This is a genomic window from Neoakkermansia glycaniphila, from assembly GCF_900097105.1.
GTDB classification, from domain to species: Bacteria; Verrucomicrobiota; Verrucomicrobiia; order Verrucomicrobiales; family Akkermansiaceae; genus Akkermansia; species Akkermansia glycaniphila.
Genome location: NZ_LT629973.1, coordinates 2,150,416 through 2,175,771, shown reverse-complemented (window position 1 = coordinate 2,175,771; position 25,356 = coordinate 2,150,416). Strand labels below are relative to the sequence as shown.

Here is a 25,356-nt window from a genome sequence, read left to right as displayed (position 1 = left end):
CTCGTCACGGGCATCCCTCACCGCGCATAATAGCGGAAAAAACCGCCCACGCGGCACCATGCATGCGCCTTCAGGGCCTGCTCCAGCGCGGCGGACGTACCGGGCATCTTCGGCCAAAGCCCCGCCTCGCGCAACCCGGCCTTCGCCACCTCCACGGCCTTCCACTCCCGCATCTGCGACATCACCGCGCTGAAAGCCATCAGCACCCAGACGATCGCCAAAGCAGCCACAGCCGCCGAAACGGGAATACGGCCCAAAACGCAAAGAACCGTCAAAACCAGAAAACTCAGAAACGGCACAATCGCCGCACGCAGCAGCGCATTCTCCCGCACCTTGTGCCCCTCGGGATCAGCCTCCGCCATGCAGGCAAGCGCCCATGTATGTGCCACACCGGCTACGGAACCGATCGTAATTTCATGGCTCCACCGCTTCGGAAAGGCTACCCCGCCGTCTTTCAGAACGCAGGGCATGAAAGAAGTCTTCACCTCGCGACTGCGGCGGTCGAACCCGTCCAGCCGGGCAATCAACCCCTCGGGAGCCGGAAACGAAGGAAGCACGCGGCCCTTGACGGCTCTCAGGGGGAACACTCCCTTGCCATACCGCAACGAGGCCAACACGAAAAAGACGATTGCCGTCACGAACAGTGCCAACTTCCACAACACGCGCCTAGACTGCCAGACTTGCGCCGCTCCGTCAACAGGACAGCGTGTCCTACTCGCGGGCTGCCCGCGCACGGTTTAGTGCTCCATCAGATCGCTGAACAAAACCTGCACGGTATTGAGAGGCAGGGTGAACAGCTCCTTGCGGCCGCTGATCCTCCCGTAAAAATACCCGTTCTTGCCGCTCAGTACGGATGACGGCGCCAGCTCGATGGTATAGCTCTCCTTCCTCTTGGGCAGATTGCCCATGGCGGCATCGCGCAAGGCACGGTCTACATCCTCATCCGATGCATCCTGAGGGCCGCCCCGCTTCTCTGCATCAATCACGACCATATCCGGCGCTTCCTCGATTTCGAGATCCAGCGTAATGCGGCACAGCGGAGTTTCCAAAGCCTTGAGTGCTTCTTCATCCTCGGAATCGAGCCACATCCTGACATTCATCTCCTGCAGGGTTTTCAGGTAGAAACTGGCGCGATGGGGATTCAGCTTGGCGGACACATCCTCGCCGTCCTTCGTAGCCTTCCACGATTCGTCCAGATAATCGTACGTCGTATCAAGCGTCTCCATCCGGGCTTCGCCCGAACGCGGCAGTTTGGAAATACCGAGATGCTTCACCTGATAGGTCAGGAAGGAAAGCAGCTTCTTGTGCTCCCATACCAGAGGATCGCTGGAAAAAGCCCCCATGGCCTTGCTGCTCATTTCATACACGCTGGGCTTGCCCAGCTCCTTGCCGTACCACACGCCGGTATTGCCATGCTTCATGCGGCGGAACACATAGGTTCTCACGGCCTTATCCTTGACCAGCGGAACATCGCGACCGAACAGCCTTGCCCGCTCCGTACAGGGCCGCATCGCCACCATCAGCGTATATGCAGGCGCATTGAGGCCGAAGCGCGCCGCATCCGTCGAAGAATCGCCGGACTCGCTCAGGGGATCCGTGGCAAATCCCGCCACCGGCAAGTGCGAAAGCGCCGCCAGCAGCTCCGACACCTGCGCCATATCCGCATCGCGGAACGGCTTGCGATCTGCACTGTAAAGCCATTTCGCCTCCACGCGGCCCAACTCTTCGCCGGGAATGTACTGCAGCAGAAGCGGATACCGCATCCCCTCCTTGGACAGGGACATCCTGACCACATTGTCCGGCACAATATCCGTAAAGCTGCGCGAACGCAATTCGGAAAGAGTGAGCGGCAAATCGCGCATGCCTACCCGGTCCACCTTCACCTCACCCTTCTCTTCATGGGTCGTGGATTTCAGCGGAATCTGGAAAACGGCGTCGCGATCGGACACAGTCGCCAGCCCGTGGGTCACATGGCTGTTCGCCTCCGTCGCTTCCGGCAGGAAAAGGGACAGGGTCACGGGAGCCTCCTTGCCTCGGAATGCCAGCGTCACCTTCGTCGCACGATCCTTCGCTTCCCGGGGAATCGGCATATCCTGCGGCTCCGAAATCTTGTCAGCACTCAGCTTCTGCAAATCGACGATCAGCTTCATCACGGCAGCTTCGTCGGCCGCCAGACTAAGAGGAGAAAGAATGCGCCACTTATTGCCGGTGGAATCCAACCCCACAACCAGCTTGCGGCCATCCTGCTCAATCGTAATTTCCTTGACGTTCTTCTCATGGAACAAAAGCGGCCTATGGTCGCGCACATGGGCCATGCCGCTTTGGAACACGCGGAGAATCTCACCCAGCGTCACCACATGAATACGCTTATCCCTCCCATAAAACGGCGTACGCAGATACACCGTCTCGCCGGGCAACATCTGCTTGCTCTGGGCGTCTTCCGTCATCACATACCACGGTACGCGTGAACCCAGCGTAAAACGGGCGCGCGTCGTCGCTCGGCCATCCTCCTTATCCTGCGATTTCAGCGTAAAATGGAGCGGGCTGGATTCCACGCCGAACTCGCGCATACTGCCACGCACGATATTATTCAGCGGCAGGGAATCCACAATCTTCGCATTCTCGGAAAACATCACGATCGCCTGCGCCATGGCGGGATCCATGCGGTCATAATAGGGCTTCGTCACCCACCATGTGCCGTTCGGCTTCTTCTCGCATTCCACCATATCGTCCGCATCCTGAATACGCATCCAGGACACGGTATCGAACACCTCCTTGCCTCCCGGAAACAGATTGTCGCCTGGCCGCAAATGGCTCCACCCCGTCAGGCGGGACAGATTGCCGTCGATGGAAAGCAGCACCGCCGCCGTCACGAAAAAGGCGGCCAGCAGAGAAAGAAAAATGGTGCGTACGATTCTCATGATCCCGAAACAATCAGTGGCGGCGCGTATTCCAGATAATCAGCGCGATAATCAGCGCGCCCCACGGCATCGCGATCAGCGTCAGGAACTCGAGAAAACTCATCGACTTACTATCCAGATTGATCTTCAGCGTCATATCATGGTTCGATGTCTTTCCGGAAAACTCCTCGCGATCCGTCATCCAGGCCAGCATCGTGCGGATGAAATCCATCTGCTCATGCTTGATCTTGTCAGGAGCCATCATCTCCGTATTGCCGAACACCACCATGCGCGCATTCTCGCTGGACTTGCCCATCGACACGGCAGCGGCCAGGCACAGCGGCCCCTTGTTATCCTCCAGCACATCGAAACGCGGAGCCAGATCGGGATTCGTCTCCCCGTAATACGCCTCCGACGCCATCATCAGCGGATACGACTGCAGCGACTTCATCCCCGCCATCATCTCGCTGGCATGTTCCAGCTTCAGCGACATACTCTGCCCTTCCACGTGCGTACCCGTATCCCAGAACGGACGCATGCACATCAGCGAGTCGGACGGAAACTCGGCATCGATATCGAAATACGCACGGGCACGGTCGGCCAGAAGCACGCGGTCATACTGCGGGCGGATTCCCTGCTCGCGCAGGAACCTGCTCAGGCGCTCCAGCTTCGCGGCCTGCGGATCCAGCACCACGAACAAGGCAGCCGGCACGGCGGAATCATCCTTCACCTCGGTCGGCATCGCCTCGCCGGGAGCCAGCTTCTTCACCGGAGAATGATCCTGCCAATACTTGCGCAGAATCGCAATCTCGCGGTCTTCAAGATCGTACTTCGGCCCGATCAGCAGCACACCGGCGGCATCGTCCGGCACCGCATCCACCTTCTTCAGGTCGAGCGACTCCATCGAAAGATTCAGGGAATTGCAAATGCGGCCCAGCGACATGATGGGCGAATTATCATCCTGCGCCACACCGCCCAGGCCCACCACCACATACAGCTTGCGGGCGGAACCTTCCAGGGCCCCGATCATCTGCGACGTCACGATCTCCTCCATCATCAGTGCCACGGCGCGCTTCGTCCGGCCGTCGGCGGAAGTCTCGTACTTCACGAACGCATCGCCGGGGCAAACGCGCGTAAAACGGCGCTCCGAATTATCGTCCTCGAACGTCTTCAGAGGAGCCGACGTATTCGGCCTCGCATCGATAATCACCTGATTCTGCCTGTAATCCACCCCATACAGCTGGGAAATCTCGCGGGCGCGGTTCGGCTGGCGGAGCGGATCGAAACACTCGATCTCCACCTTGCCGTTGCCATAGCGCCTGTACTCCTCCAGCAGGGCATACATGCGATTGTAATTCTGTGTCGAACGCAGGAAAGCGAAAATAACCTTCACCGGCTCCTTGCGATCCTGCACCAGCTTCGACTGCAGCACATTCACCGTCTGCTCGGAAATCGTGAACCTCTGATCCTCCGTCAGATCGCGGCGGTAATACTCGCTGCAGCCGATATAGTTCGCCGCCAGCACCACCAGCGCCAGCAGCACAAGATTCAGCCATGCCAGCGGATTGCGGTGCGCCTTGCGGGCCACGTCAGCCGTCCCGGAGCCGGATTCCGCCGGACTCTCTTCGCCTGTTTGATTGACTTGATCGTTCATCGAAAAAAGAAATGAAGGTTGGGGAAAAAACTCATCGGCGCCAGCGGCGGTAATCCACAATGCGCACCGTCAATGCCAGAGTCAGCACCGTCAAGGTCAGGTACAGCACCACCGGGCGCGTATCCACCAGCCCGTTCGTAAACGCATCAAGCTGCTCCTTGCAGGACATGTAATGGAAAATCGACGCCGCCGGAAACTCGCCCCACAGCATCGGCACCAAACCGAGGAAGAAATAGCTGATCAGCACGCCGATCGTCACAATCCCCGCAATAATCTGGCTCCTCGTCAGCGACGAACACAAAATCCCCAGAGAGATGAACCACGCGCCCAGCAGGAACAGAATCAGGTACGTACCCATCCAATCGGCCATCCTGTATTCCAGCGTCGCACTCGGCAGATAGCCGTACTGAAACTCCGTCAGCGCATTCGCCAGCCCGGACATCCAGGGATACAGCATCAGCGGCACCCACAGCACCATGTAAAACACCAGCGCGGAAGCGAACTTGCCCAGCACCACCTGCCCCGTCGTCACCGGAGCCGTCAGCAGCGTCTCCAACGTACCCATACGCTCCTCCTCGGCAAACGTCCGCATCGTAATCAGCGGGAAAATGAACAGAAAATAAAACCAGAACACCGGCAGCGACATCATGATGAACATCAGACCGTCACGCTGCGGCGCATCCTTCACGATCTTCAGCGCGGCATTCAGGGAAAACCCCTGAAGCCCCATCACGCAGGCCAGAATCACCCAGCCGAACGGAGTCATCAAATACGACCTCAGCTCCTTGCCGAAAATCGTCAGACATGAAGAAGCATACCTCCCGGTGCGGGAAACCAGCCTGCCAAGGCACCGGCATGCGGCGCATGCGGACTTCTTCGGAGAAACGGAAACTTGTTCGGAATCGGACATAAGCTTAAACAATCAATCCTTACGGGTCATTTCGACAAACACATCTTCAAGAGTCGGCATATGGCGGTACACATGGCGCAGCGCGAACCCATGCTTCGCGATAATCGCAGCGGCATGCTCGCGCGTATCCGTACCGGCCTCGGCGCGCACCACCAGCGTATGCCAGCCCTCCGGGGAAGTCCCCTCGTGCATCACCTTCTTCACCAGCTCCAAAGCCTCGATATCGGTCACCACCGGCTCCAGATCGCCCTTGAACTCGATGGAAATGCGCCCGGCTGCACGCAGGCCGCGAGTCAGATTCGACGGCGTATCGGAAGCCTTGATCTGCCCCTGGTCGATAATCACCACCTTATTGCACACCATCTCCACCTCGCTCAAAATATGGGTCGAAAGAATCACCGTATGGTCGGCGGCCAGCTCGCGAATCAGCTCGCGGATCTGGCGAATCTGGTTCGGATCAAGCCCATTCGTCGGTTCATCGAGAATCAGCAGATCGGGGCGGCCCAGCAGCGCATCGGCAAGCCCTACGCGCTGGCGGTAGCCCTTCGACAGCGTGCGAATCATCCTCCGCTTCATCACATCCAGCCCGCACCGCTCGATCGACTCCCCGACCGCCTTCCTCACATCGGAACCGTGAATCCCCTTCAACCGCGCACGGAATGCCAGATACTCCGTCACCCGCATATCGTCATAAAGCGGCACATTCTCGGGCATATACCCCATATGGCGGCGAGCCTCCAGCGAATGGTCGAGAATATCGAACCCGGCAATCGAAGCCGTCCCGCCGCTCGGCGGCAAATAGCCCGTCAGCATCTTCATCGTCGTCGTCTTCCCCGCGCCGTTCGGCCCCAGAAAACCGACGATCTCCCCCTTGCAAATCGTAAAGGAAGCATCGCGCACCGCGTGAACGCGCCCAAAGGATTTCGACAAATGCTCGGCTACAACCATCTCGCTCATGACCGGAAACGATACTAACGTATATCTCCCGTTGCATCAAGACGAAAATCGAACGCCCCGCACAAAGCCGCCGGGACTTCCGGCTTGCACCAGCCGCAGAGTTCGGATAAGCTCGCGCCATGCCCGGCAGCCTCCAGACACTCATCGAGCAGAAACGCAGCTTCATCCCCGCAGACACGGATGCCTACCGCATCAGCGACGGCGACACCTGGCGCGGCATCTTCATCGATGCCCTCGGCGACCGCCTCCTCATCTCCACCCGCGACCGGGCCATCCCCGCAGACCTCCTCGCCCAGCTCCGCAGCCTGCAAACGCCCACCTACCATAAACAGCTCGACAAAGACAACAAACAGCCCCCCGCCCACCTCTGCGGCCCCGAAGCCCCCCTGCAATACACCATCCGGGAAAACGGCATCCTCTACCGCATCGACATGGCCGCCGGCTACTCCCAGGGCCTCTTCCTCGACCAGCGGGAAAACCGCCGCCGCGTCCTCAAACGCAGCCGCTCCGGCCAGAAAATCCTCAACACCTTCGCCTACACCGGAGCCTTCTCCGTCTGCGCCGCCCTCGGAGGAGCGGAAACAACCACCCTCGACCTCGCCCAGCCCTGCCTCGAATGGGCACGGGAAAACTTCCTACTCAACGGCCTCGACCTCGCCCACCACCACTACTGCAAAGGAGACACTCTCCACTGGCTCGACCGCTTCGCCAAACAGGAACGCCGATTCAACGGCATCATCCTCGACCCCCCCACCTTCTCGCGAGATGCCAAAGGCCGCATCTGGCGCGTCGAAACCGGCTACGTAGACCTCGCCCGCAAAGCCGCCGCCTGCCTCGCCCCCGGCGGCTGGCTCCTCTGCACCACCAACTGCCGCAAACTCGGCCACGAAGACTTCCGCTCCATCCTCCGGCAAGCCCTCCCCGGCGCACGGCTCGTCTCCTATCCCATGCCGCCCGAATACACCGGTGAAGACTACCTCAAATGCATCTGGGCGGAAACCGCCGCCATCCCGCTGTGACCCTTCTGTTACACACTTCGACCTTGCCACGCCCCCCTTCTGCATGCTACATTGAACCCGAACAGCACACACCATGCGAACCACCTCCATCATCACCGCCCTCCTCCTTCTGGCAGGCGTCCTTCAGGCAGCCCCCTACGGCCTTGATTTCGGCATGAAACAAACAGCCGTCGCAAAAAAACTCAAAAACAGCGGCGAACTGGAACGCAACCCCGCCCACAAAGGCAAAAAAATCGATGGAGCCTTCATCACCAAGGAACAAATCGCCAAACAGCCCTTCACCCTCCACTTCACCTTCAAAAAGAAAACCCTCGACACCATCAAATGGGTAGGAGAACGCGCCTTTGGAGATGACGAATACGACGAAAAACTCAAAGCCTACTACGTCGCCACCACCCAGGCGATGGAAAGCAAACACAACGTCCGCCCCCAAAACACCCCTCCATGGAAAAAAGCTTCCGAAATCAAAAAAGGACAGGAAGCCCCCATGCACTCCTACATGCTCAAAGACGGCATGCTCACCGTCGGCGTCGAACGCTCGGCTGACGACGGCAAATTCCACGTCATCTACACCCTCCAGAAAGTCACCCACGGAGGCATGGGCATCGCAGGCATCACCACCGGAGGATCGCTTGACGACTGGAAAAACATCAAAACCATCGACACCGTCGACGGCGCATCGGATGAAGGCGACGACGAATTCATCTTCGACGACGAAGACGGAGGCGACGACACCGCCATTGCAGACACCGGAGACACGGACGGCAAAACTCCCGGCAAAAAACCTGCCCCCGCCGAAGACGAACGCGACACCATCACCGAAGCCCTCGTCGCCAAAGGCATCGGACTCTGCTTCGAAAAAGACCGCAACTCTCAGAAAACCGCCTTCGACAACTTCCAGCAGGCAGCCGAACGCGGCAACGGCCCTTCATCCGCACGCGCCTACTTCCTCCTTGCCCAATGCTACGAAACGGGCCTTGGCACACGCAAAAGCAACGACGACGCCCGGAAAATGAATGAAAAAGCCGCCCAGCTCGGCTTTGCCCCCTCCCTCGTCAAATACGGCAGCGAATACAGAACCGCCACCTCCGCCCTCCGCATCTCGGCGGACGACAGCCGCAAACTCATCGAAACCTGCCGCAACGAAGCCGCCGCAGGCTCCGCCTCCGCACAATTCAACATGGGCATCCTCCACCGCTACGGCTACGGCGTCCGCAAAGACCTCGACAAAGCCCGCGCCTACTTCGAACAGGCCGCAGCCCAAGGCGACAAATTCGCCTCCATCGAACTCAAAAAAATGGACGAATAACTCTCCATACCGGTCTAATCATTTCCAAACCTCAAAAGGCTTGTTCCCCGCATGGAACAAGCCTTTTTTATCCGTATAAAAGAAAATCGGATACATGGTAGCACATCGCCTACCCAACAGATTCTCTCATCTATTCCATGAACACACCCAACCGCGCAATGCAACCACACACGACCACATAAGAATCTTGCACAATTGATTCCAAACACAAAAATGCCCCGCACCGGGGCGGGGCATAAATCGGAACAAGCCTTGCGGCAAACTTACTTCACCGGACCGGACAAATTGGCCTTCACGTTGACAGGAACATTCAACTGCTCCGAACCTTGCCACAATGACACGACCACATTCATCTTCTCGGGTTTCGCATCGAAAGTATAGTTATACGTGCCAACGGACGTGCTTCCCATATTCGACGTCATCGTCATATGCTTATCAGCCTGCAGCTTCTTTCCGTCAAGCGACGTAAACTCCATATCCGCCACGAAATCCTTCCCGGTCACCTCAATCGTCACATCGGTCTTTCCCTTATTGTTGTTCGAGGGTTCGACCTTTTTGATCTCCACCTTATACCCGGACACATTGCCCTTGGCTCCCTTCCTGACTTCAAACAAGGCAGCCGGCTGCTTGACCTTACCCTTCACCATTGTCACAGGCACATCGCCCACGAGCTGCAGCACGCCATCCGGCGTCAGCGAAGTCGTCGAAGCGGAGCAGACCATTTTCTTGCCATCTTCGGATACTTTGGAAAAGAACATCTTGATACCCGCATCTTCAAGAGCCTTGCCTGCGCCGTCATTGCAAGGCAAAACGACATCCCGGGATGTATTGCTCTTGAGAAAAACCTTCCCTTCCGGCGCCGTGAATTGCAGCACCATCACGGAACCTTTCTCGACCTTCTGGTATTGCTCCGTATCGTCATCGACAAAATCGGCCTGAACACCGATCACTTCCACCTTCACGGGCAAATCGGCAGCAAAGGACATCATGGGAGCGGCTGCCAGAAGCGCCGCCAAAAACAGGGACTTACGCATAGTTATCTCTTGTTGGGTTGATCGGAAGCCCGCATCCGGCACGGCAACAAACCACACCCTGAAACGACTCCATGCCGCCATTATACACAACAGGAAACCGCTGGCAAGAAAAACAAACGCACCCTCCACACACAAACAAACATCCCGCAGGAGCAACCCTGCGGGATGAAACGATACCTGCGAGCAGGTGCGGTTAGAACGATGCGCTCACGCCAAGATTCACGTTGTGATCGACGGCATCCTTGCGAAGCTCGACGGCATAACCGGCAAACACGCTCCAGGTCGGGTTGATGATCAGGCGCGTATCATATTCGATCCTCGCAGCGTTGCGAGCCATATCCACACCCCGGGCAGTCCATGAATAACCGTCCTCCGTCAGGCGCGTCGCCGTCGCCGAAGGATTCTTGCGGTACACATCGGGCAGATAGGCGGCACGCAGATTATGGATCCAGACCTTGCCGTCCGAAAAGCCGTACTGCTTGCTGATGCCCATTCCCACGGGGAGAGCAAGATTGCGAAGCTTCCCTTCGCCGAAGCGGCGGGGGCGGTCTCCCGTCTCGGTAAACGACTTCTGGGTCACATCATCGTACTCGGCGCCGACAAAGGCGGAGTACGTCCAGTTATTGCCGAGGTCGTGCAGCCATTCGGCATTCAGCGTCAGCCGCACGGCATTGTTATGCCACTTGCCGCCGGACTGCATTCCATCACTATAGTACGTATGGAGCCTGTTGCTCGTCACGCCATAAGAGGCGGAACCCGTCACATCAAGCACGTTCTTCTTGTCGAACTCCTTCATCCAGCCGCCGTAGAGCATGCCGATGGTACTCGTCTGGTCGATGCTTGCAATGAAGCTCCGGCTCTTGCTGGTACCGTACAGGCTGCCGAAGGCTACGCCGAGCACACAATTGCTCTCGTCGAAACGGCGGTCCGCACCCACGGCATACCCGTACCCGTGGTAATCGAACCCGTCGCGATTGCCGGAACTGCGGTGCATATCGAAATCGCCCAGCCCCTGCCCCCAGTAATTCCAGGCATGGTCGAGGTTGTAGCGCTGCAGTCCCACCTGTCCGAGAGCGGCGGAGCTCATCGACTGCATATTGGAACGCGTATTCCACATCGAATTCATCGCCATATCTCCGGCCAGTTCAGGCAGAATCTCGCGAATCTCCGGATTGGAAGGCTTGCCGGGAGTGCCCGGTTCCGTGCCGCCACCGGGGTTTTCCGGTTGTTCAGGCTGGGAAGGTTCTTCGGGATTTTCCGGTTCCTCAGGTTCTTCCGGCTCCTCAGGTTCCGTCGCCACGGGTGTCCAGACCACGTACAGCTCCTTCGTCCCGTCGGCATTCGTCACCCATTCCTCGCTCCATGTACCCTGATAGCCGTGCACATCGTCCACCGTATTGCTCTCGTACTTGTGGGACATCACGCTATCGAAATCCCCCGTCGTCGTCCCATCGGGATTCACGAAATTGAGGGCAAGGAACTTCTGTGTCTCGCGCCACAGGGGATTCATGTAATAATCGAGCGTCAGATTATCCAAAACACCCAGCATGCCGCCCAGCAGCGACGACACGGCGTGTACCTGCAAACCGGATGTGTGAGGATTGCCCGCACCGGGAGCTGCATTGATGAACGGATTGAAATCGAATGTGAAACCACGGCTGAAATCAGCCGTCGAAGCAGTCACCCGGGAACCGGAATCGGCCCGAAGAATCGCATCCTTCCATGAATTGTTCGTATTGAAAGAGAAAGCGGATGCAAGAAGCCCGCCGCTGCCGGTCATTTGCAGAACGCCCTTCTTCAATTCATACGCTCCTGCGCCAATCGTATCGGGCGCCGCCGTAGAAGCCGCACCGACAATGGCACCATCGCGAATCTCCAAAACGCCGTTATGCTGCACCAGCCTTGTTTTATCGTTCGCCGTGGAAACGCGATCGGCCTGATTGCCGTTGATGAAATCCTCACCGGAGAACACCACGCTGCCGCTATATTCGGTCGTACCGTCCGTACGGTTGATATTGAAATTCGTAGGCGACACCTGCTTGAATTCGACAGGATCGTAGAACAGAATGGAAGCGGCCTCTCCCGAGAGAGCATTGACCGCACCCGATGCCCGAAGATCATACTCATACACCGAATTCGACCCATTTCCTCCCTTGAACGTAATCGCGTTGGCGCGGCCGCTACCTGCCACGGCATCGTAATCGACCTTATTGCCCCGGAAAACCACGGCCATGGTCTGCGCAACCATATTGAACAACCCGTTGGTTGCTCCATGATAAATGGCGCCGCCCTCGGAAGTCAGCCCGGCTGCAACCGTATTATTCAAAAAGCTGCAATCCACCAGCGACACATTGCCTGCAGCAGCAGACGTGAAAATGGCGCCGCCGCCGTTCGTCCCGGCGCCCTCGACCATATTACCGGAGAACAGGCATCGCGTCAGCGTCATGTAATTGCCATACGTACGCCATCCGTTATGATACACAGCGCCGCCCTGGGCATAATCGTGCTGCATGGCATCAGCATCGGCTAGAGCCCGAACCAGATTGCCTTCGAAAACGGTATCGGAAACAATCAGCTTGCCGTCGTTGAAGATGGCGCCCCCCATTGCATTCGTATTGGAATGTGATGCCGCAATCGCCGCGTTACGGGTAAAACGGCTGCCGCCCGAAATCTCGACCGTCGAATCGGCATTGTTGATCAATGCGCCACCTTCGGCATTCGTGAATTGGAGGTCCGTGGACGTACGTTTGATATTGATGAAATTATCCTCGAAAATACAACCGGAAAAGGTCGAACGCGCCATATACACGAGAGCCGCCGTATTGGACGTTCCGTTGAAATAGGCTCCACCGCTGCCGGCCAGAATGCTGGAACTCTCCCCCGCCAGATGGTTGCCAATAAAAGAACAATTCGTAAACGAAGAAACCGAACCGTCTCCCGTATAGACCGCACCGCCCTTCATCTGGCTCGTCGCACTGGCGAAATTGTTCTGGAAAATGCAATCGCTTACGTTCAGGCTGCCGAAATTGGCAATCGGGCGGGCAATGGCAAAAGAATGAACATCGTGATTATGATCATCCGAACCGAGCACATTTCCGTTGCCATGAATCGTCAAAGACTGCCCTGTATTCACAAACAGGCCCGAAGTGGCCGGAACATTGGAATCGATATTGGGATCCAGAGCAGTAGACGTATTTTCGGGAGTCACAATAGTTTGAGTGAAGACAAAGTCTCTCTCGCCGGCATCCCACTGGGCCTTGAAGTCGTCCCAACTGGATACGCTGACGGACTGCGCCCAAGCAGGCGCAGATACGGCAAGCAGCGCTTGCAAGATGCGGTAAGGTAATTTCAATCTCATTTATTTATCGTATTGATTCTGTACTGAAGCCACTGCAAATTGCAAAACATACAATATTGATAGCAGCTGCGCGGAGATATAATTACAATCAAACAACAAAGCAAGAAAATTCGAAAAATTATTTCGACATCTTCGTAATTTGTTTATATTCTTATATTTAATAAAATATAACGCAACAATCACATAGACAAAGAAATATACATAATAATATCATTATGAGAATTTTGAGAAAAATACAACTATCATCGCATTGTTATTCAGTATTTTATAAACATTCTAAAAAACAAAATGCAGCATCAGCCATATTCGTTCGACTCCGAGACACGCCGATTCGACATGAACTTCCGCAGAGCATCCAGCCAAAGAACCCGTCCGCCTACTCTTTGGCACAACCCAAAAATTGCACCCGTTCCCGCACCTGCCCATCACCATACCAAGGAGGCACAAAAAAAGCAGCATTACTGCTGCCTATAAAAGTTTGGTGCGCACGAGAGGACTCGAACCTCCACGATGTTACTCACTGGAACCTGAAACCAGCGCGTCTACCAATTCCGCCACGTGCGCACGTCATTGGGATGGGCGTATTGAACCACAACCACCGCCCGCCCGCAAGAAAAAAAAATGAACCAAGTGTCATTAAAATCTGAAAACGGGAAATTTCCTTGCCATTCGACACCTCCCGCCGTAGTCTCAAGCCATGCAGAAACAATTGAGAATACCGCTCGATACCCTCCCGGAAGAAGGAATGCACATCTCCGGAGAAGTGGACGGTGAAATTTTCGGCATCGACTCGGAAGAAATCTCCTCAATCGGCCCTCTTTCCTACGATCTCGACGTCGAACGCTTCGAAACCGAACTCTTCCTTCGCGGCAGCATCTCCGCTCCCTTCCGGTTCCGCTGTGCCCGATGCCTACAAAACTTCGAACACACCATCGCGCTGGACGACATCGCCGTCTCCATCGAAATCGGCGACCGAGCGGAAGTGGATGCCACCGACGAACTCCGCGAAGAAATCGTACTGGAACTCCCGAACTACCCGAAATGCGAACTGGCGGGCCTCTCATGTCAAATAAATCTCGAAAATAATGATTTTGGACTGGACAAACACCCCGAACATGGTGTAGAAAGTTCCGCCCACGGTGGCAGCAGTGTCTGGGATGCCCTTGACGACCTCGGCAAAAAATAGGCTTCCCTCCCCCGCAATCGCACAGTTCACACACCTTTAACTCAAATACACGATTATGGCAGCTCCCAAGCGCAGAACATCCAAGATGAAGCAACGCACGCGTCTCGCCGCTCAGGCATGGCGTGCACCCAAACTCCGCCAGTGCCCGAAGTGCGGCAGCAGCGTCCCCGGCCACACGGCCTGCCCGACCTGCAAGACCTACACCACCCGCAGCGGCGCCGAAGTCATCATCGAAGTCGAAGCCTGATCCGGCTTCCAGCGATTCTTTCAAAAACCGTCCCGCCTGCTGTGCGAGACGGTTTTTCGCATTGACTTCATTCCATATTCCCGCATACTTGGCGCATCCAAACATGAAACTTGCTCTCGACGCCATGGGCGGCGACTTCGCCCCAGCCATCAACCTTGAGGGAGCCCAGCTGGCACTCTCCGCCTTTCCCGACGTCAAAAAAATCTACCTCGTCGGAGATGAAACCACACTGCAAAAAGGGTGCGACGGCATCGGCCTCGCCTCCCCCCGCATCGAAATCGTCCATGCACCCGAAGTCGTCGGCATGGAAGAATCCGGCCTGATGGCCGTGCGCCAGAAAAAGAACTCCTCCATGTCCCTCGCCGTGGATCTCGTCAAAAACGGCACATGCGATGCTGTCCTCAGCGCGGGCAACACCGGAGCGGCCGTCGCCGCCTCCACCATCAAACTCCGCCTTCTCGAAGGAGTTGAACGCGCGGGCATCGTCACCCAGCTACCGAACGAATACGGCGTCTGCAACGTCACCGACACCGGGGCGAACCCGGATGCCAAACCCACCCACCTCGTCGGCTACGCCATCATGGCCTCCATCATGGCACGGCAAATCTTCGGCAAACCCAACCCCAAGGTCGGCCTCATGAGCAACGGCACGGAAGAAGGCAAAGGCAACGAATTCACCAAAGACACCCTCAAACTCATGCGCCGCCTCGAAGCGGCCGGCAAACTCCCCTTCGACTTCGTCGGCAACGTCGAAGGCCACGACCTCTTCGAACACGAACTCGACGTCGTCCTTACGGACGGCTTCACCGGCAACGTCCTGCTCAAAACCTGCGAAGCCACAGCCAAAGCCTTCGGCAAATGGCTCAAGGCGGAAATCAAGGCATCCCCCGTCCGCATGGCAGGAGCACTCATGATGAAAGGCGCCTTCAACGCCATGAAACTCCGCCTTGATGCGAACCAGACCGGAGGCAGCCCCCTGCTCGGCGTCAACGGCGTATCCATCATCGCCCACGGCAGCGCCAACAGCACCGCCATCTTCAACGCCATCCGCATCGCCAACGAAATGCACCGCAACGGCATCAACCCGCGCATCATCGAAGCCATGCAGAAACTCGGCGACATCAGCGCAGCCTGATTCACACCGCTGAACAAACCTCATACTCACGCCGCCTCCGCATCAAAGCTGGGGCGGCGTTCTTCTTGCACCCTCCGGCCCGCCGCCGAAACAGGCAAAATCCTCACTCCTCATACGCCGGAGACAGCCCGGCCACGCAAACGACCGGAAAAACGGAAAGGAGGACAAACCGCCGCCCTACTCCACATCATCCCCGCCGTGGAAACTATTCGTCTCCTCATGGACGTAAAGCACCTCTGCCTTCGTCTGATGATCCGAATACACCACCGTATTCCCACCCATGGCGGCAGCCTGCACGCGGATATGCCGCTGCAGCTCCTCATCCTCCATATTCATACGGGCATTCCTGTCCACATGGAACGAACCGACCACCGTACTGGGTTCCGTCGGCCGGGCGGAAATCACATAAACATCCTGCTCCTCCACCTGATGCTGGGGAACGGCAAAACGGGGAACCGGCTTCCACACCTCCGACACGGGCCGTTGAACCTGGCACGACGCGGACAGAGCTGCCAGCCCCAGAACACAGACGATATCGAACAACCCCTTCATCGCAAAAAAACTTGCTAATACTCTACCGGAGGCACGAACACGCACTGGAAAATCTCCCTGCCTTCCCTCCACAAATGGACGATGATATGATCCGGACACCGGTTCACGGCATACGCATCGTGATCTTCCGGCGGACGGGGCGAAAAACGTTGAACCCGATGAACCGACAGCACATGCTCTCTCAGGATGCTGACCAGAGAATGATTGCTCATGCGCACCATGCGATCGTAATCGCTCGTCGGCAAAGTGACTGATGGAATATTCTTCTGCTGCACGCGCGAGAATATAACCTATCCTCTACTTCTGTCAATGCCTTTTCTGAAAAAAATGACACGCTCCCTGCGTATTTGAATGCGGCGAAAACTTTCGCCAACAAAAATTGAACAAAACAACCGTAACAAGACTCAAACACTGGCATGAATTCCTTATTTGACTCCCTGATACTCGCTTATTACAACACGGGTTACGACTCCTCGCCGAGTTACGGAGCCTACTCGCAGATCGCCTGGTACTGGTGGATCGTCGGCGCATCCGTACTGGCAAGCTGGTTTGTCAGCTACATGCTCAGAAGCCGTTTCGAAAAATATTCCCAGATGGAAATCCCGCTCTCGGGCAAACAGATCGCCGAACGCATGCTTGAAGAAAACGGCATCTACGACGTCACCGTCGAATGCACACCCGGCAGCCTCACGGACCACTACAACCCGAAAGACAAAACCATCAACCTCAGCGAAACCGTCTACGGAGCACACACCGTCGCTGCGGCAGCTGTCGCCGCGCACGAATGCGGTCATGCCGTACAGCATGCCAAGGCCTACCACTGGCTCACCATGCGCTCAGCCCTCGTCCCCATCGTCCAGCTCTCCTCGAACCTCGTGCAATGGGTACTCATGCTCGGCATCATCCTGCTGGCAGCAGGCGGCTCCCCGTGGGTACTCGGCATCGGCGTCGCCCTCTTTGCGCTCACCACCCTCTTCGCCTTCGTCACCCTCCCCGTCGAATTCGATGCATCCCGCCGCGCCCTGGCATGGATACAGGCATCCGGAGTCAGCAACGCCATCCAATACAACCAGGCCAAAAGCGCCCTCTTCTGGGCAGCCATGACCTACGTCGTCGGTGCGCTCTCCTCGCTGGCCATGCTCCTGTACTACGCCATGCGCTTCTTCTCCGCCATGAACGACAGGCGCTAACCCCGCCATCCTCCTCGCGCATGCTCATCTCTGCCGCACGGCACCGGGACATCCCCGCCCTGCTCGAACTGGCGGAAAGCGTGCGCGACTCCTTCCCCGACTACGACGAAGCAGACTACAGCCGGACATTCCGACGCAACATCGGCCGCGGCAGCGTCCTCTGCATACGCAGCGGCGCCACCATCGCGGCCGCTCTCATCTACTCCCCCTCGCATGCCGCCATCGGCTACCTCGCCGTACGCCACACCATCCGCCGCCAGGGACTCGGCACAGCGCTCATGCGTGCCGCCATGGAATCTCTTGGCCACACACGCCCCATCTACCTCCATGCCCTCCGGAAAAACGACGAACCGGGCGGCAGCCTCCACTCCTTCTACACATCGCTGGGCTTCACCCCGGCACAGGAGGAAACCATCGAAGGCATCCCCTACCTCCGCTGGATCAGGCACCCTCAGGCCATGGACGCGGAACACACATAATCCGCCAGCCACTTCAAAGCACCCTTGCGATCGGCAAACAAACCTTCCGCCTGCTCGATCAACGCACCTTCCAGTACCAGCCTGAACAAAGGCCCGGGCCTCAAACCGAGCGCCATCAGATCCCTGCCCTGCAACAACGGCTGAGGCAACACCGGAACATCCTTCAGCTTCGCCAGCTCCCCGCACACAAAATCGTAATTCTCCAAACCGCCATTGGAAGCCAGGCAATCCGCCCGGTGCAGAGCCAGCTCATCTGCGAAATCCGCGCCCGCCATAAAAAGGCGCAACTTCCCGGAGCGCATACTCCGCACATTCATGAACTGCATATGCCGCTCCACCTTCCTCACCACGGACTGCACCATCTCCCGCGAATACTTCAACCGCCGGAGAATCTCCCCGGCCAGCAAAGCGCCCACAGCATCGTGACCATTGAACCGGATACGCCCCGTCTCATCCACACGGAAACACGCAGGCTTGCCGATATCATGCAGCAGCACCGCCCACACCAGCGAGAGAGACGGCTCCCCCTCCAGCAAATCGAGCATCATCCGCGTATGCGTATACACATCCCCCTCCGGATGCCACTGCGGAGGCTGCTCGCACCCGCGCAACGCCAAAAACTCCGGCACCACCTCCCCCATCAGCCCCGAATCCATCAGCAAATCGAGCCCTCTTCCCCGCCCGGAGCTCAGCCAAATCCTGTCCAGCTCCTGATGCACCCGCTCAGGAGCCACGCGGCCGATCAAAAAAGCCAAATTGCGCAAAGCCTGCCACGTCCCGGCCTCCAGAGAAAACCCCTTCGTCACCGCCAGCCGCACACCGCGCAACAGGCGCAGGGAATCCTCCCGGAAACGCCGCTCCGGATCGCCGATCGCCCGCAGCTCCCGCCGCCTCAAATCCTCCAAACCGCCCACATAATCGATCACCTCGCCGGAAACCGGATCCTCCAACAACCCGTTCACCGTAAAATCCCGCCGCTCCACATCCTCGCGGGCTGTCGCAAAACGCACCCCCTCCGGGTGCCTCCCGTCCAGATACTCCCCATCCTCCCGGAACGTCGCCACATCGAAATGGAACCTCCCGCCCGGCACCAGCACCACGCCGAAACTCACCCCTACCGCCCACGAATTCGGAAACAGCCGAAGCACCTCCTCCGGCCTCGCCGAAGTCGCAATATCCACCTCCCTCACCGGAAGCCCCAAAAGACGATCGCGCACGCTCCCGCCCACGAAAAACGCCTCATGCCCCGCCTCGCGCAAACGAAAAGCGACAGCCCTCGCCTCACCCTCGATCCCCGAAGCATCCTGCACATGAACCCCCATAAACGGCAATCACTTGAAACTTGGCATCGGGCGCAACGGCGGAGCCGCATCAGCAGCCGGAGAGGAAGGCGCCGGGGCAGCCGCTCCTGCAGCAACGGGCGCGGAAGGACTGGGCACCGGGCGGCCTTCCGGAGCAGGAGAAGCCACAGGAACAGCCTGCGGTGCAGGAGAAACATCGCCTTCCAGCCCCTTCACACACTCGCGTATCTTCGCCTGAAGCGCCATATCGGGATACCCGCAATAAATCGTCTTACCGTCCACGCCGATCAAATACGCATACGGCAGAGCCGGCAACCGGTAATCCGCCACCGCCTTACCCTCCTCATCCACATACGACTCCGCCTGCAAACCTCTCTTCTCCATCACCCCGGGCAGATCCGCCAGCTTCACCCCGCTGACCACAGGACACACGGCAATGCCGGGATGCTTCGAACGGAACTCGTCCATCATCGCCATAATGGAAAGACTAGTCTCATCCTCCGGAGACCAGAACAAAACAAGCGTCGGCTTCGCCGTCGAAGGAAGCTTCACCGTCGCTCCGTCGGCGGACTTCACCTCCAGAGCCGGAGGCACGCGCCCCTCGACCAGATGGGAAAGGCGGTAAACCTCCTCCACGGCCACGGCCTCCACCGTCGAACCTCCGAACGGAGCCTCGGGGCAGCGCAACAAAGCCTCCTTCACATACAGCAGCCTCTGGCTCCTCGCCAACTCCGCCCCGCCGAACACATACTCGCGCTGCTCGGCTTCCGACGACTTGCCCAGCATAACCGCCATCCCCAAGGCCGCGCACCCCTTCGCCCTCGAACTGGAATTCGACAGATAAATCGACTCCAGCACCTTATACATGCGCGCAGACGCCCCCGCACTCAAAGCCGCACAAACATCGGCCGCGGCGGGCGACAGAAAATGAACCTTCTCCATGGCTGCCAGCAAAGCTTCCGCAGCCGCTGCACGCTCCTTCTCGGGCACGACAGCCACCAGAAGATCGGGATTATTCATCCACCACGCCACCGCCGGAAACGCCCACGACTCCTTAAACTCCGCAACGGGAACCGCCTTCCACAACTCCTTCCCCGCCGCCAGCACATCGGGTTGAATCTTCAGCAGCTTCTCCTTATCCGCATCCGAAGAAGCGTGCTCGTAGGCAGTCGTCCAGTCGCTCACCTGGCTATTCCATTTGGCAAGCGCCTGCTTCATCCCCTCCTCGCTGCCGAAAACCTGCATGGAAGAAACCGCCAACGCGCACAACAGAAGTGATGACCAATTCATGCCATCATCCTATCACCATTTCCCGGGTAGTCAAGACGCCACTGCGCCCCGAACCGCCCCCGGCACACACTCCCGCAATATGTGCTTGCCCAACTGTGAAACATCTGTTAACATGGTCGTGCAGGCAGCTGTAGAGTTGCACTGTATCCATGATCCGGCAGGCCTTGTGAAGCTTTTCAACCACCTGCCCTGCCGCCCGGCAGCGCATGAGCCCCTCCCATTCAGAGGAAGAGCGGAGCGCCCGGTCGGCCGACCCATTTCCTGGGCGTGCCCGGATCACCCTCAAGCCAACAAGAGCAACCGCACGGGCCGGCTCTTGCAGGTGAAGCCCCGGCCCATGCAAGAAGAAACCAATATACAATGAGTATACATTCCATCGAATGCGCCGTCGGCGCAACCCCCATCACCATTGAAACAGGCAAAATGGCACGCCTTGCCGACGGAGCCGTCACCGTACGTTGCGGAGACACCGTCATCCTCGTCACCGCCGTCAGCGCCACCAAAATCAAGGAAGGGCAGACATTCTTCCCTCTCTCCGTCGAATACAAGGAAAAAGCGGCAGCAGCGGGCATGTTCCCCGGCGGCTACTTCAAACGTGAAGGCCGTCCTACCGAAAAGGAAATCCTCACCTGCCGCATGACGGACCGCCCCCTTCGCCCCATGTTCCCGAAGGGCTACCTCTACGACACCCAGATCATCGCCATCCTCCTCTCGGCAGACGGTGAAAACGACCCGGACATCCTCAGCATCAACGGCGCATCCGCCGCACTCGTCGTCTCCGACATCCCCTTCGCCGAACCCGTGGGCGCCGTCCGCGTCGGCCGCATCGACGGCCAATTCGTCATCAACCCCACCAACACCGAACGCAAGGACAGCGACCTCGACCTCGTCTACGTCGGCAGCAAAGACCAGGTCATCATGATCGAAGGCGCGGCCAACGAACTCCCGGAAGAAGAATTCATCAAAGCCCTCCACTTCGCACAGGAAAACGTCCGCGTCATCTGTGAAAAACAGGAAGAACTCCGCGCCCTCTGCGGCAAGGAAAAACGCAGCTACGAACTCTGCGTCGCCAAACCCGAACTCCTCGAAATCGGATACGAAATCGCAGGCGACCGCATCGAAGCCGCCATCTACGCCGACTCCAAAGTCGAACGCCAGAAAAAAGTCGGCGCCCTTCGCGACGAAGTCGAAACCGCCATCAAGGCTCGCCACCCCGAAGCCACCGACTTCGACATCGAACAGGTCTTCGAATACATCCAGAAAAAAGCCTTCCGCATCTCCATCATGGAAAAAGGCAAACGCGCCGACGGCCGCCAGCTCAAACAGCTCCGCCCCCTCGTCGCGGAAGTAGGCTGCCTGCCCTCCGTCGTCCACGGCTCCGCCCTCTTTGCCCGCGGCGAAACCATGTCCATGTGCCTCGCCACCCTCGCCCCCGTCGAAGACAAACAATACTTCGACTCCTACACTGGCGGCGAAGATGAAAAACGCTTCATCCTGCACTACAACTTCCCGCCCTTCTCCGTCGGCGACACCGGCCGCTTCGGAGGTCAGAACCGCCGCGAAATCGGCCACGGCGCCCTTGCGGAACGCTCCATCGCCCCCGTCATCCCGGCGGAAGACGAATTCCCGTACGCCATCCGCGTATCCTCGGAAATCATGGAATCCAACGGATCCACCTCCATGGCATCCGTCTGCGCAGGCACCATGTCCCTCCTCCATGCAGGCGTACCTCTCAAGCGCCCCGTCGCCGGCATCTCCGTCGGCCTTGTCACCGTCTTCAACGAACAGAACGAAATGGAACGCCATGAAACCCTGCTCGACATCATCGGCTCCGAAGACTTCTACGGCGACATGGACTTCAAACTCTGCGGCTCCGAAGCAGGCGTCACGGGCTACCAGCTCGACCTCAAGCTCCCGGGCATCCCGCTCTCCATCCTTGAAGAAGCCATCGTCCTCGCCAAAAACGGCCGCACTCAGATCCTCGACACCATGAATGCCGCCATCAGCACCCCGGGAACCATGAGCCCGAATGCCCCGCGCATCGAGTCCACCAGCATCCCGCAGGACCGCATCGGCGAACTCATCGGCCCCGGCGGCAAAAACATCAAAGCCATCCAGGCCGAAACAGGCACCGACATCAACATCGAAGAAGACGGCACCGTACGCATCTACGCCTCCAAACAGGAAGGCCTCGACCGCGCACTCTACCTCATCAAACGCATGTTCCAGGAAATCGAAATCGGTGAACTCTACACCGGTAAAATCGTCTCCACCACCACCTTCGGAGCCTTCATGGAAGTCCTCCCGGGCAAAGACGGACTCATCCACATCTCCGAACTCGCCGAAGGCCGCACGCAGAAAACGGAAGACGTCGTCAACATCGGCGACATCGTCACCGCCAAATGCATCGGCATCGATGAAAAAGGCCGCGTGAAAATGTCCATCCGCGCCGCCCAGCGCGATGCCAAGGCCAAGGACGCCGCAGACGCAGGCATCACCGAATAAACCTGGCCTCACAACCTCATCACCAGCCGCATCCGGATACCGGGTGCGGCTTTTTCATACCGCCTTCGGCCTCCTCCGGCAGCAGCCCAGGCTCCTTCCGTGCAACCTTCTCAGGGCTCCGCCGTCACTCGCCGGAGGCAAGCTCCTTCACAGCCTCGTACACCCCCTTCACCACCCCCGCCATACGCCTGTAATCCAGAGCATCCGCCGTATCGGTCGGTTGATGGTAACTCCTGTTCCGGAAAAAAGCCGTATCCGTCACCATCACGGCTGGCAGCCCCTCCGCCCAATAACTCCTGTGATCCGAAAGATCCAGCCCCAGCCCCACATCCGGCACATTCAGCCTCACCGTCGGCAAAAACTCCGCCAGCTTGCGCTGCACACCCCTCGCCAGCCCGAAACTCCCCCAGTTCCCCACAACAGCTACAAAATCCCCCCGGTCGGGAAACAGCAACCCCATCCCCGGCGCCGGATACGACTGGCTATCGTCCTCATCGGAAAAAAATCCGATCATCTCCAGGCAAACCATCGCCCGCACCGGCACCCCGTCCCTCACCAGAGACCTCGCATGATGCACACTCCCCATATGCTCCGTCGCAAAAAAAGGAGGCTCCTCATTCGCATAAAACACCAGCTCCACCGTACACTCGGGCTTGCACCCCCTCATCATACGGGCAAGCTCCAGCAAACCGGCCACGGCGCTCGCATTATCGTCCGCCCCCGGCGTCTCCCCGCATGAATCGTAATGGGCGCCCACCACCACCCGCTCCGCCCTGCGGCCGGGAAACACCACCTGCACATTCTCATACGTCCTCTCCCCTGCCTTGAACGGCAGCCTCTTCACCTCCCCGCCGCAACCCTCCAGCTCCTTCTCGATATAGCGCAGCACCTTCTCCTGATTCGCCGGGAAACCCACCGACCTCGGATGGCAATCCTCCGATAAAAACCTCACATGCTTCTCCAGCCTCGCGGGCAAACCATCCTTCACCTCAAGCCTGCCGGCATGCTCCGGACCGCTGCATTGGGAAATCATGCAGCCCCCCACAACCAGAGCCGCACACAGCGGCAACACCACACGAACAAGCCAAAAACGCAAAACACGCATGCCCGACACTACCTGAAAAAAGAGCAACTCGTCAAGAGCAAACGCCGAATTGCCATCCATCGTACATTCAACGAGAAAAAAACCGGCTTCAACCAAAATAAAAAGATAAAAAAACACGCACATGTCACAATTTTGAAAAGAAAAATTTGCCTTGAAAAAACGCGAAAATGCGCCCGACTCTACTGCGCCCCCTTCGGATGGCTAAGAAAAATGATAAAAAATATTAATCTTTTACCATAAAATAATTATCATCATAAAAAGACAGAAAAAATATCGCAAAAAAAGGCACAAATGACCACGAAAAGGCAAAAAAAACGAGAAAAGCAATTTTTAAGATTGCATTACGGCCGATACTCATATAGAAATAAGGACGACCTGCTACGAATCTACTATTCATCTTACGCCATGTGGAGCAAAATAACCATCGGATCCATCGTCCTCTTCCTGTTTGGAACCTTTATTTACTGTAAAAATCACCAAGCTCTCGTCAACGGGGAAAGAAGCTACGAACGCCTGCAATGGGAAGCCGTCGAACGAGCGGCAAACAGCATTCCCCGCGAGGCTACGACAAAATCGTATGCCATTCTTCGTCAAACATACTTCGACGAAGAAACACAAAAATACATCGCGGAAACCAATCGTCTGGACGGCGAAACCGCCAAAACCAACGATGAAACGGCTCGCGTAAACACGCAGACCGAAGAAACCAAGGCCCAGTATCAGGAAATCAAGGATGCTCTCGCCACCCTGATGCTCAACGGCCAACAAGCCTCCATCCGGGACATGATCGAAGAAGTCGGCCGCTTGAAGCAGGAAAACGATCGCATCAAGAAGGAAAACGACTACGCCCGTGCTTTGGGCGACAAACTCTCCACCCGCAGCAAGCAACTCAACGAACGCATCCTTGCCGTTGAAAAGAAAGCCTCCGACCAGCGTTCCCGCATCTCCGAACCTGAAGTCGATGCTCGCGTACTCACCTCCGATCCCAGCCTGAACTTCGTCATCATCGACAGCGGAGCCAACAAAGGCATCGTATCGGGTTCCCGCCTTGCAGTCATGCGCGGCAATGAAAAAATCGCCGAGCTCAACGTCACCAGCGTCGAAAGCAACCGAGCCGGAGCCGACATCGTGTACGGCACCCTCCTCGCCGGTGAACGCATCCACGTCGGTGATCGCGTCGTCTCCGTCCGCAAGCAAAAGTAACTTACTCCCAAGATCACTTTAC

Annotated in this window: 20 protein-coding genes and 1 tRNA gene; 9 read left to right on the top strand and 12 right to left on the bottom strand. The window is 57.6% G+C overall.

Going from position 1 to position 25,356, the window contains the following annotated elements; translation table 11 throughout:
• Nucleotides 1-17: 17 nt before the first annotated feature.
• From PYTT_RS09160 to PYTT_RS09140, 5 genes are all read right to left on the bottom strand, one after another.
• On the bottom strand, nucleotides 18-662 hold the full coding sequence (locus PYTT_RS09160; RefSeq protein WP_067777821.1) for a hypothetical protein: 645 nt from the start codon (nucleotides 660-662) through the stop codon (nucleotides 18-20).
• A 75-nt stretch (nucleotides 663-737) separates the two neighbouring features.
• The gene (locus tag PYTT_RS09155) at nucleotides 738-2,921 is read right to left on the bottom strand and encodes a DUF4340 domain-containing protein (RefSeq protein WP_067777820.1); all 2,184 of its coding nucleotides are present in this window, start codon (nucleotides 2,919-2,921) and stop codon (nucleotides 738-740) included.
• A 13-nt stretch (nucleotides 2,922-2,934) separates the two neighbouring features.
• Nucleotides 2,935-4,554 carry a DUF7088 domain-containing protein gene (locus tag PYTT_RS09150; protein WP_067777819.1) on the bottom strand — a complete coding sequence of 540 codons (1,620 nt, stop codon included), beginning with the start codon at nucleotides 4,552-4,554 and terminating at the stop codon, nucleotides 2,935-2,937.
• Nucleotides 4,555-4,585: 31 nt separating this feature from the next.
• Nucleotides 4,586-5,464: an ABC transporter permease gene (locus PYTT_RS09145; protein WP_083077095.1), complete on the bottom strand. Its 879-nt coding sequence runs from the start codon at nucleotides 5,462-5,464 to the stop codon at nucleotides 4,586-4,588.
• A gap of 12 nt (nucleotides 5,465-5,476) precedes the next feature.
• A complete protein-coding gene (locus PYTT_RS09140; RefSeq protein ID WP_245741024.1) occupies nucleotides 5,477-6,421 on the bottom strand; it encodes an ABC transporter ATP-binding protein in 945 nt (314 codons plus the stop codon).
• A gap of 119 nt (nucleotides 6,422-6,540) precedes the next feature.
• Here PYTT_RS09140 and PYTT_RS09135 point away from each other — a divergent pair, with 119 nt between their 5' ends.
• Nucleotides 6,541-7,440 (top strand): class I SAM-dependent rRNA methyltransferase, encoded by a 900-nt coding sequence (locus tag PYTT_RS09135; RefSeq protein WP_067777818.1) that lies wholly within the window; start codon nucleotides 6,541-6,543, stop codon nucleotides 7,438-7,440.
• 73 nt (nucleotides 7,441-7,513) lie between these two features.
• Nucleotides 7,514-8,749 (top strand): tetratricopeptide repeat protein, encoded by a 1,236-nt coding sequence (locus tag PYTT_RS09130; protein WP_067777817.1) that lies wholly within the window; start codon nucleotides 7,514-7,516, stop codon nucleotides 8,747-8,749.
• 263 nt (nucleotides 8,750-9,012) lie between these two features.
• On the opposite strand, the gene PYTT_RS09125 is transcribed toward PYTT_RS09130, so the two are convergent.
• From PYTT_RS09125 to PYTT_RS09115, 3 genes are all read right to left on the bottom strand, one after another.
• Entirely contained in the window at nucleotides 9,013-9,783 is a 771-nt protein-coding gene (locus tag PYTT_RS09125; RefSeq protein ID WP_067777816.1) for a hypothetical protein, read from the bottom strand.
• Nucleotides 9,784-9,976: 193 nt separating this feature from the next.
• The gene (locus PYTT_RS09120) at nucleotides 9,977-13,141 is read right to left on the bottom strand and encodes an autotransporter domain-containing protein (protein WP_067777815.1); all 3,165 of its coding nucleotides are present in this window, start codon (nucleotides 13,139-13,141) and stop codon (nucleotides 9,977-9,979) included.
• 479 nt (nucleotides 13,142-13,620) lie between these two features.
• Nucleotides 13,621-13,705, bottom strand: a tRNA-Leu gene (locus PYTT_RS09115).
• Nucleotides 13,706-13,838: 133 nt separating this feature from the next.
• Here PYTT_RS09115 and PYTT_RS09110 point away from each other — a divergent pair.
• The 3 genes from PYTT_RS09110 to plsX all read left to right on the top strand — a co-directional run bounded on the left by PYTT_RS09110 (nucleotide 13,839) and on the right by plsX (nucleotide 15,709).
• Nucleotides 13,839-14,327: a YceD family protein gene (locus PYTT_RS09110; protein ID WP_067777814.1), complete on the top strand. Its 489-nt coding sequence runs from the start codon at nucleotides 13,839-13,841 to the stop codon at nucleotides 14,325-14,327.
• 55 nt (nucleotides 14,328-14,382) lie between these two features.
• Nucleotides 14,383-14,574, top strand: a complete 192-nt coding sequence (rpmF, locus tag PYTT_RS09105; RefSeq protein WP_067777813.1) for a 50S ribosomal protein L32 — start codon at nucleotides 14,383-14,385, stop codon at nucleotides 14,572-14,574.
• Between the two features lie 103 nt (nucleotides 14,575-14,677).
• The gene (gene plsX, locus PYTT_RS09100) at nucleotides 14,678-15,709 is read left to right on the top strand and encodes a phosphate acyltransferase PlsX (protein WP_067777812.1); all 1,032 of its coding nucleotides are present in this window, start codon (nucleotides 14,678-14,680) and stop codon (nucleotides 15,707-15,709) included.
• 177 nt (nucleotides 15,710-15,886) lie between these two features.
• Here plsX and PYTT_RS09095 read toward each other — a convergent pair whose 3' ends face one another.
• A complete protein-coding gene (locus PYTT_RS09095; protein WP_067777811.1) occupies nucleotides 15,887-16,261 on the bottom strand; it encodes a hypothetical protein in 375 nt (124 codons plus the stop codon).
• A gap of 416 nt (nucleotides 16,262-16,677) precedes the next feature.
• Between PYTT_RS09095 and PYTT_RS09085 the strand changes: the two genes are divergently transcribed.
• Nucleotides 16,678-17,451, top strand: coding sequence for a zinc metallopeptidase (locus PYTT_RS09085; RefSeq protein ID WP_083077093.1), 774 nt, complete (start codon nucleotides 16,678-16,680; stop codon nucleotides 17,449-17,451).
• Between the two features lie 20 nt (nucleotides 17,452-17,471).
• A complete protein-coding gene (locus PYTT_RS09080) occupies nucleotides 17,472-17,930 on the top strand; it encodes a GNAT family N-acetyltransferase (protein ID WP_067777809.1) in 459 nt (152 codons plus the stop codon).
• On the opposite strand, the gene PYTT_RS09075 is transcribed toward PYTT_RS09080, so the two are convergent.
• Nucleotides 17,903-19,252 (bottom strand): CCA tRNA nucleotidyltransferase, encoded by a 1,350-nt coding sequence (locus tag PYTT_RS09075; protein WP_083077090.1) that lies wholly within the window; start codon nucleotides 19,250-19,252, stop codon nucleotides 17,903-17,905. The genes PYTT_RS09080 and PYTT_RS09075 overlap by 28 nt on opposite strands.
• Nucleotides 19,253-19,261: 9 nt before the next feature.
• Complete coding sequence (locus PYTT_RS09070) at nucleotides 19,262-20,521, bottom strand: TlpA family protein disulfide reductase (protein WP_067777808.1); 1,260 nt, start codon at nucleotides 20,519-20,521, stop codon at nucleotides 19,262-19,264.
• Nucleotides 20,522-20,881: 360 nt separating this feature from the next.
• Here PYTT_RS09070 and PYTT_RS09060 point away from each other — a divergent pair, with 360 nt between their 5' ends.
• Nucleotides 20,882-23,026, top strand: a complete 2,145-nt coding sequence (locus PYTT_RS09060; protein ID WP_067777806.1) for a polyribonucleotide nucleotidyltransferase — start codon at nucleotides 20,882-20,884, stop codon at nucleotides 23,024-23,026.
• A gap of 124 nt (nucleotides 23,027-23,150) precedes the next feature.
• Here the strand turns inward: PYTT_RS09060 and PYTT_RS09055 are convergent, their stop codons facing one another.
• The gene (locus tag PYTT_RS09055) at nucleotides 23,151-24,059 is read right to left on the bottom strand and encodes a M28 family peptidase (protein WP_067777953.1); all 909 of its coding nucleotides are present in this window, start codon (nucleotides 24,057-24,059) and stop codon (nucleotides 23,151-23,153) included.
• A gap of 477 nt (nucleotides 24,060-24,536) precedes the next feature.
• Between PYTT_RS09055 and PYTT_RS09050 the strand changes: the two genes are divergently transcribed.
• Nucleotides 24,537-25,334: an MreC domain-containing protein gene (locus PYTT_RS09050; protein ID WP_067777805.1), complete on the top strand. Its 798-nt coding sequence runs from the start codon at nucleotides 24,537-24,539 to the stop codon at nucleotides 25,332-25,334.
• The last annotated feature ends 22 nt before the right edge of the window (nucleotides 25,335-25,356 follow it).

What these genes read in the sequence shown, in the direction of transcription:
- PYTT_RS09155 (WP_067777820.1), bottom strand. Translation starts at nt 2,921, where the DNA reads ATGAGAATCGTACGCACCATTTTTCTTTCTCTGCTGGCCGCCTTTTTC.
- PYTT_RS09150 (WP_067777819.1), bottom strand. Translation starts at nt 4,554, where the DNA reads ATGAACGATCAAGTCAATCAAACAGGCGAAGAGAGTCCGGCGGAATCC.
- PYTT_RS09145 (WP_083077095.1), bottom strand. Translation starts at nt 5,464, where the DNA reads ATGTCCGATTCCGAACAAGTTTCCGTTTCTCCGAAGAAGTCCGCATGC.
- PYTT_RS09140 (WP_245741024.1), bottom strand. Translation starts at nt 6,421, where the DNA reads ATGAGCGAGATGGTTGTAGCCGAGCATTTGTCGAAATCCTTTGGGCGC.
- PYTT_RS09135 (WP_067777818.1), top strand. Translation starts at nt 6,541, where the DNA reads ATGCCCGGCAGCCTCCAGACACTCATCGAGCAGAAACGCAGCTTCATC.
- PYTT_RS09130 (WP_067777817.1), top strand. Translation starts at nt 7,514, where the DNA reads ATGCGAACCACCTCCATCATCACCGCCCTCCTCCTTCTGGCAGGCGTC.
- PYTT_RS09125 (WP_067777816.1), bottom strand. Translation starts at nt 9,783, where the DNA reads ATGCGTAAGTCCCTGTTTTTGGCGGCGCTTCTGGCAGCCGCTCCCATG.
- PYTT_RS09120 (WP_067777815.1), bottom strand. Translation starts at nt 13,141, where the DNA reads ATGAGATTGAAATTACCTTACCGCATCTTGCAAGCGCTGCTTGCCGTA.
- PYTT_RS09110 (WP_067777814.1), top strand. Translation starts at nt 13,839, where the DNA reads ATGCAGAAACAATTGAGAATACCGCTCGATACCCTCCCGGAAGAAGGA.
- rpmF (WP_067777813.1), top strand. Translation starts at nt 14,383, where the DNA reads ATGGCAGCTCCCAAGCGCAGAACATCCAAGATGAAGCAACGCACGCGT.
- plsX (WP_067777812.1), top strand. Translation starts at nt 14,678, where the DNA reads ATGAAACTTGCTCTCGACGCCATGGGCGGCGACTTCGCCCCAGCCATC.
- PYTT_RS09095 (WP_067777811.1), bottom strand. Translation starts at nt 16,261, where the DNA reads ATGAAGGGGTTGTTCGATATCGTCTGTGTTCTGGGGCTGGCAGCTCTG.
- PYTT_RS09085 (WP_083077093.1), top strand. Translation starts at nt 16,678, where the DNA reads ATGAATTCCTTATTTGACTCCCTGATACTCGCTTATTACAACACGGGT.
- PYTT_RS09080 (WP_067777809.1), top strand. Translation starts at nt 17,472, where the DNA reads ATGCTCATCTCTGCCGCACGGCACCGGGACATCCCCGCCCTGCTCGAA.
- PYTT_RS09075 (WP_083077090.1), bottom strand. Translation starts at nt 19,252, where the DNA reads ATGGGGGTTCATGTGCAGGATGCTTCGGGGATCGAGGGTGAGGCGAGG.
- PYTT_RS09070 (WP_067777808.1), bottom strand. Translation starts at nt 20,521, where the DNA reads ATGAATTGGTCATCACTTCTGTTGTGCGCGTTGGCGGTTTCTTCCATG.
- PYTT_RS09060 (WP_067777806.1), top strand. Translation starts at nt 20,882, where the DNA reads ATGAGTATACATTCCATCGAATGCGCCGTCGGCGCAACCCCCATCACC.
- PYTT_RS09055 (WP_067777953.1), bottom strand. Translation starts at nt 24,059, where the DNA reads ATGATTTCCCAATGCAGCGGTCCGGAGCATGCCGGCAGGCTTGAGGTG.
- PYTT_RS09050 (WP_067777805.1), top strand. Translation starts at nt 24,537, where the DNA reads ATGTGGAGCAAAATAACCATCGGATCCATCGTCCTCTTCCTGTTTGGA.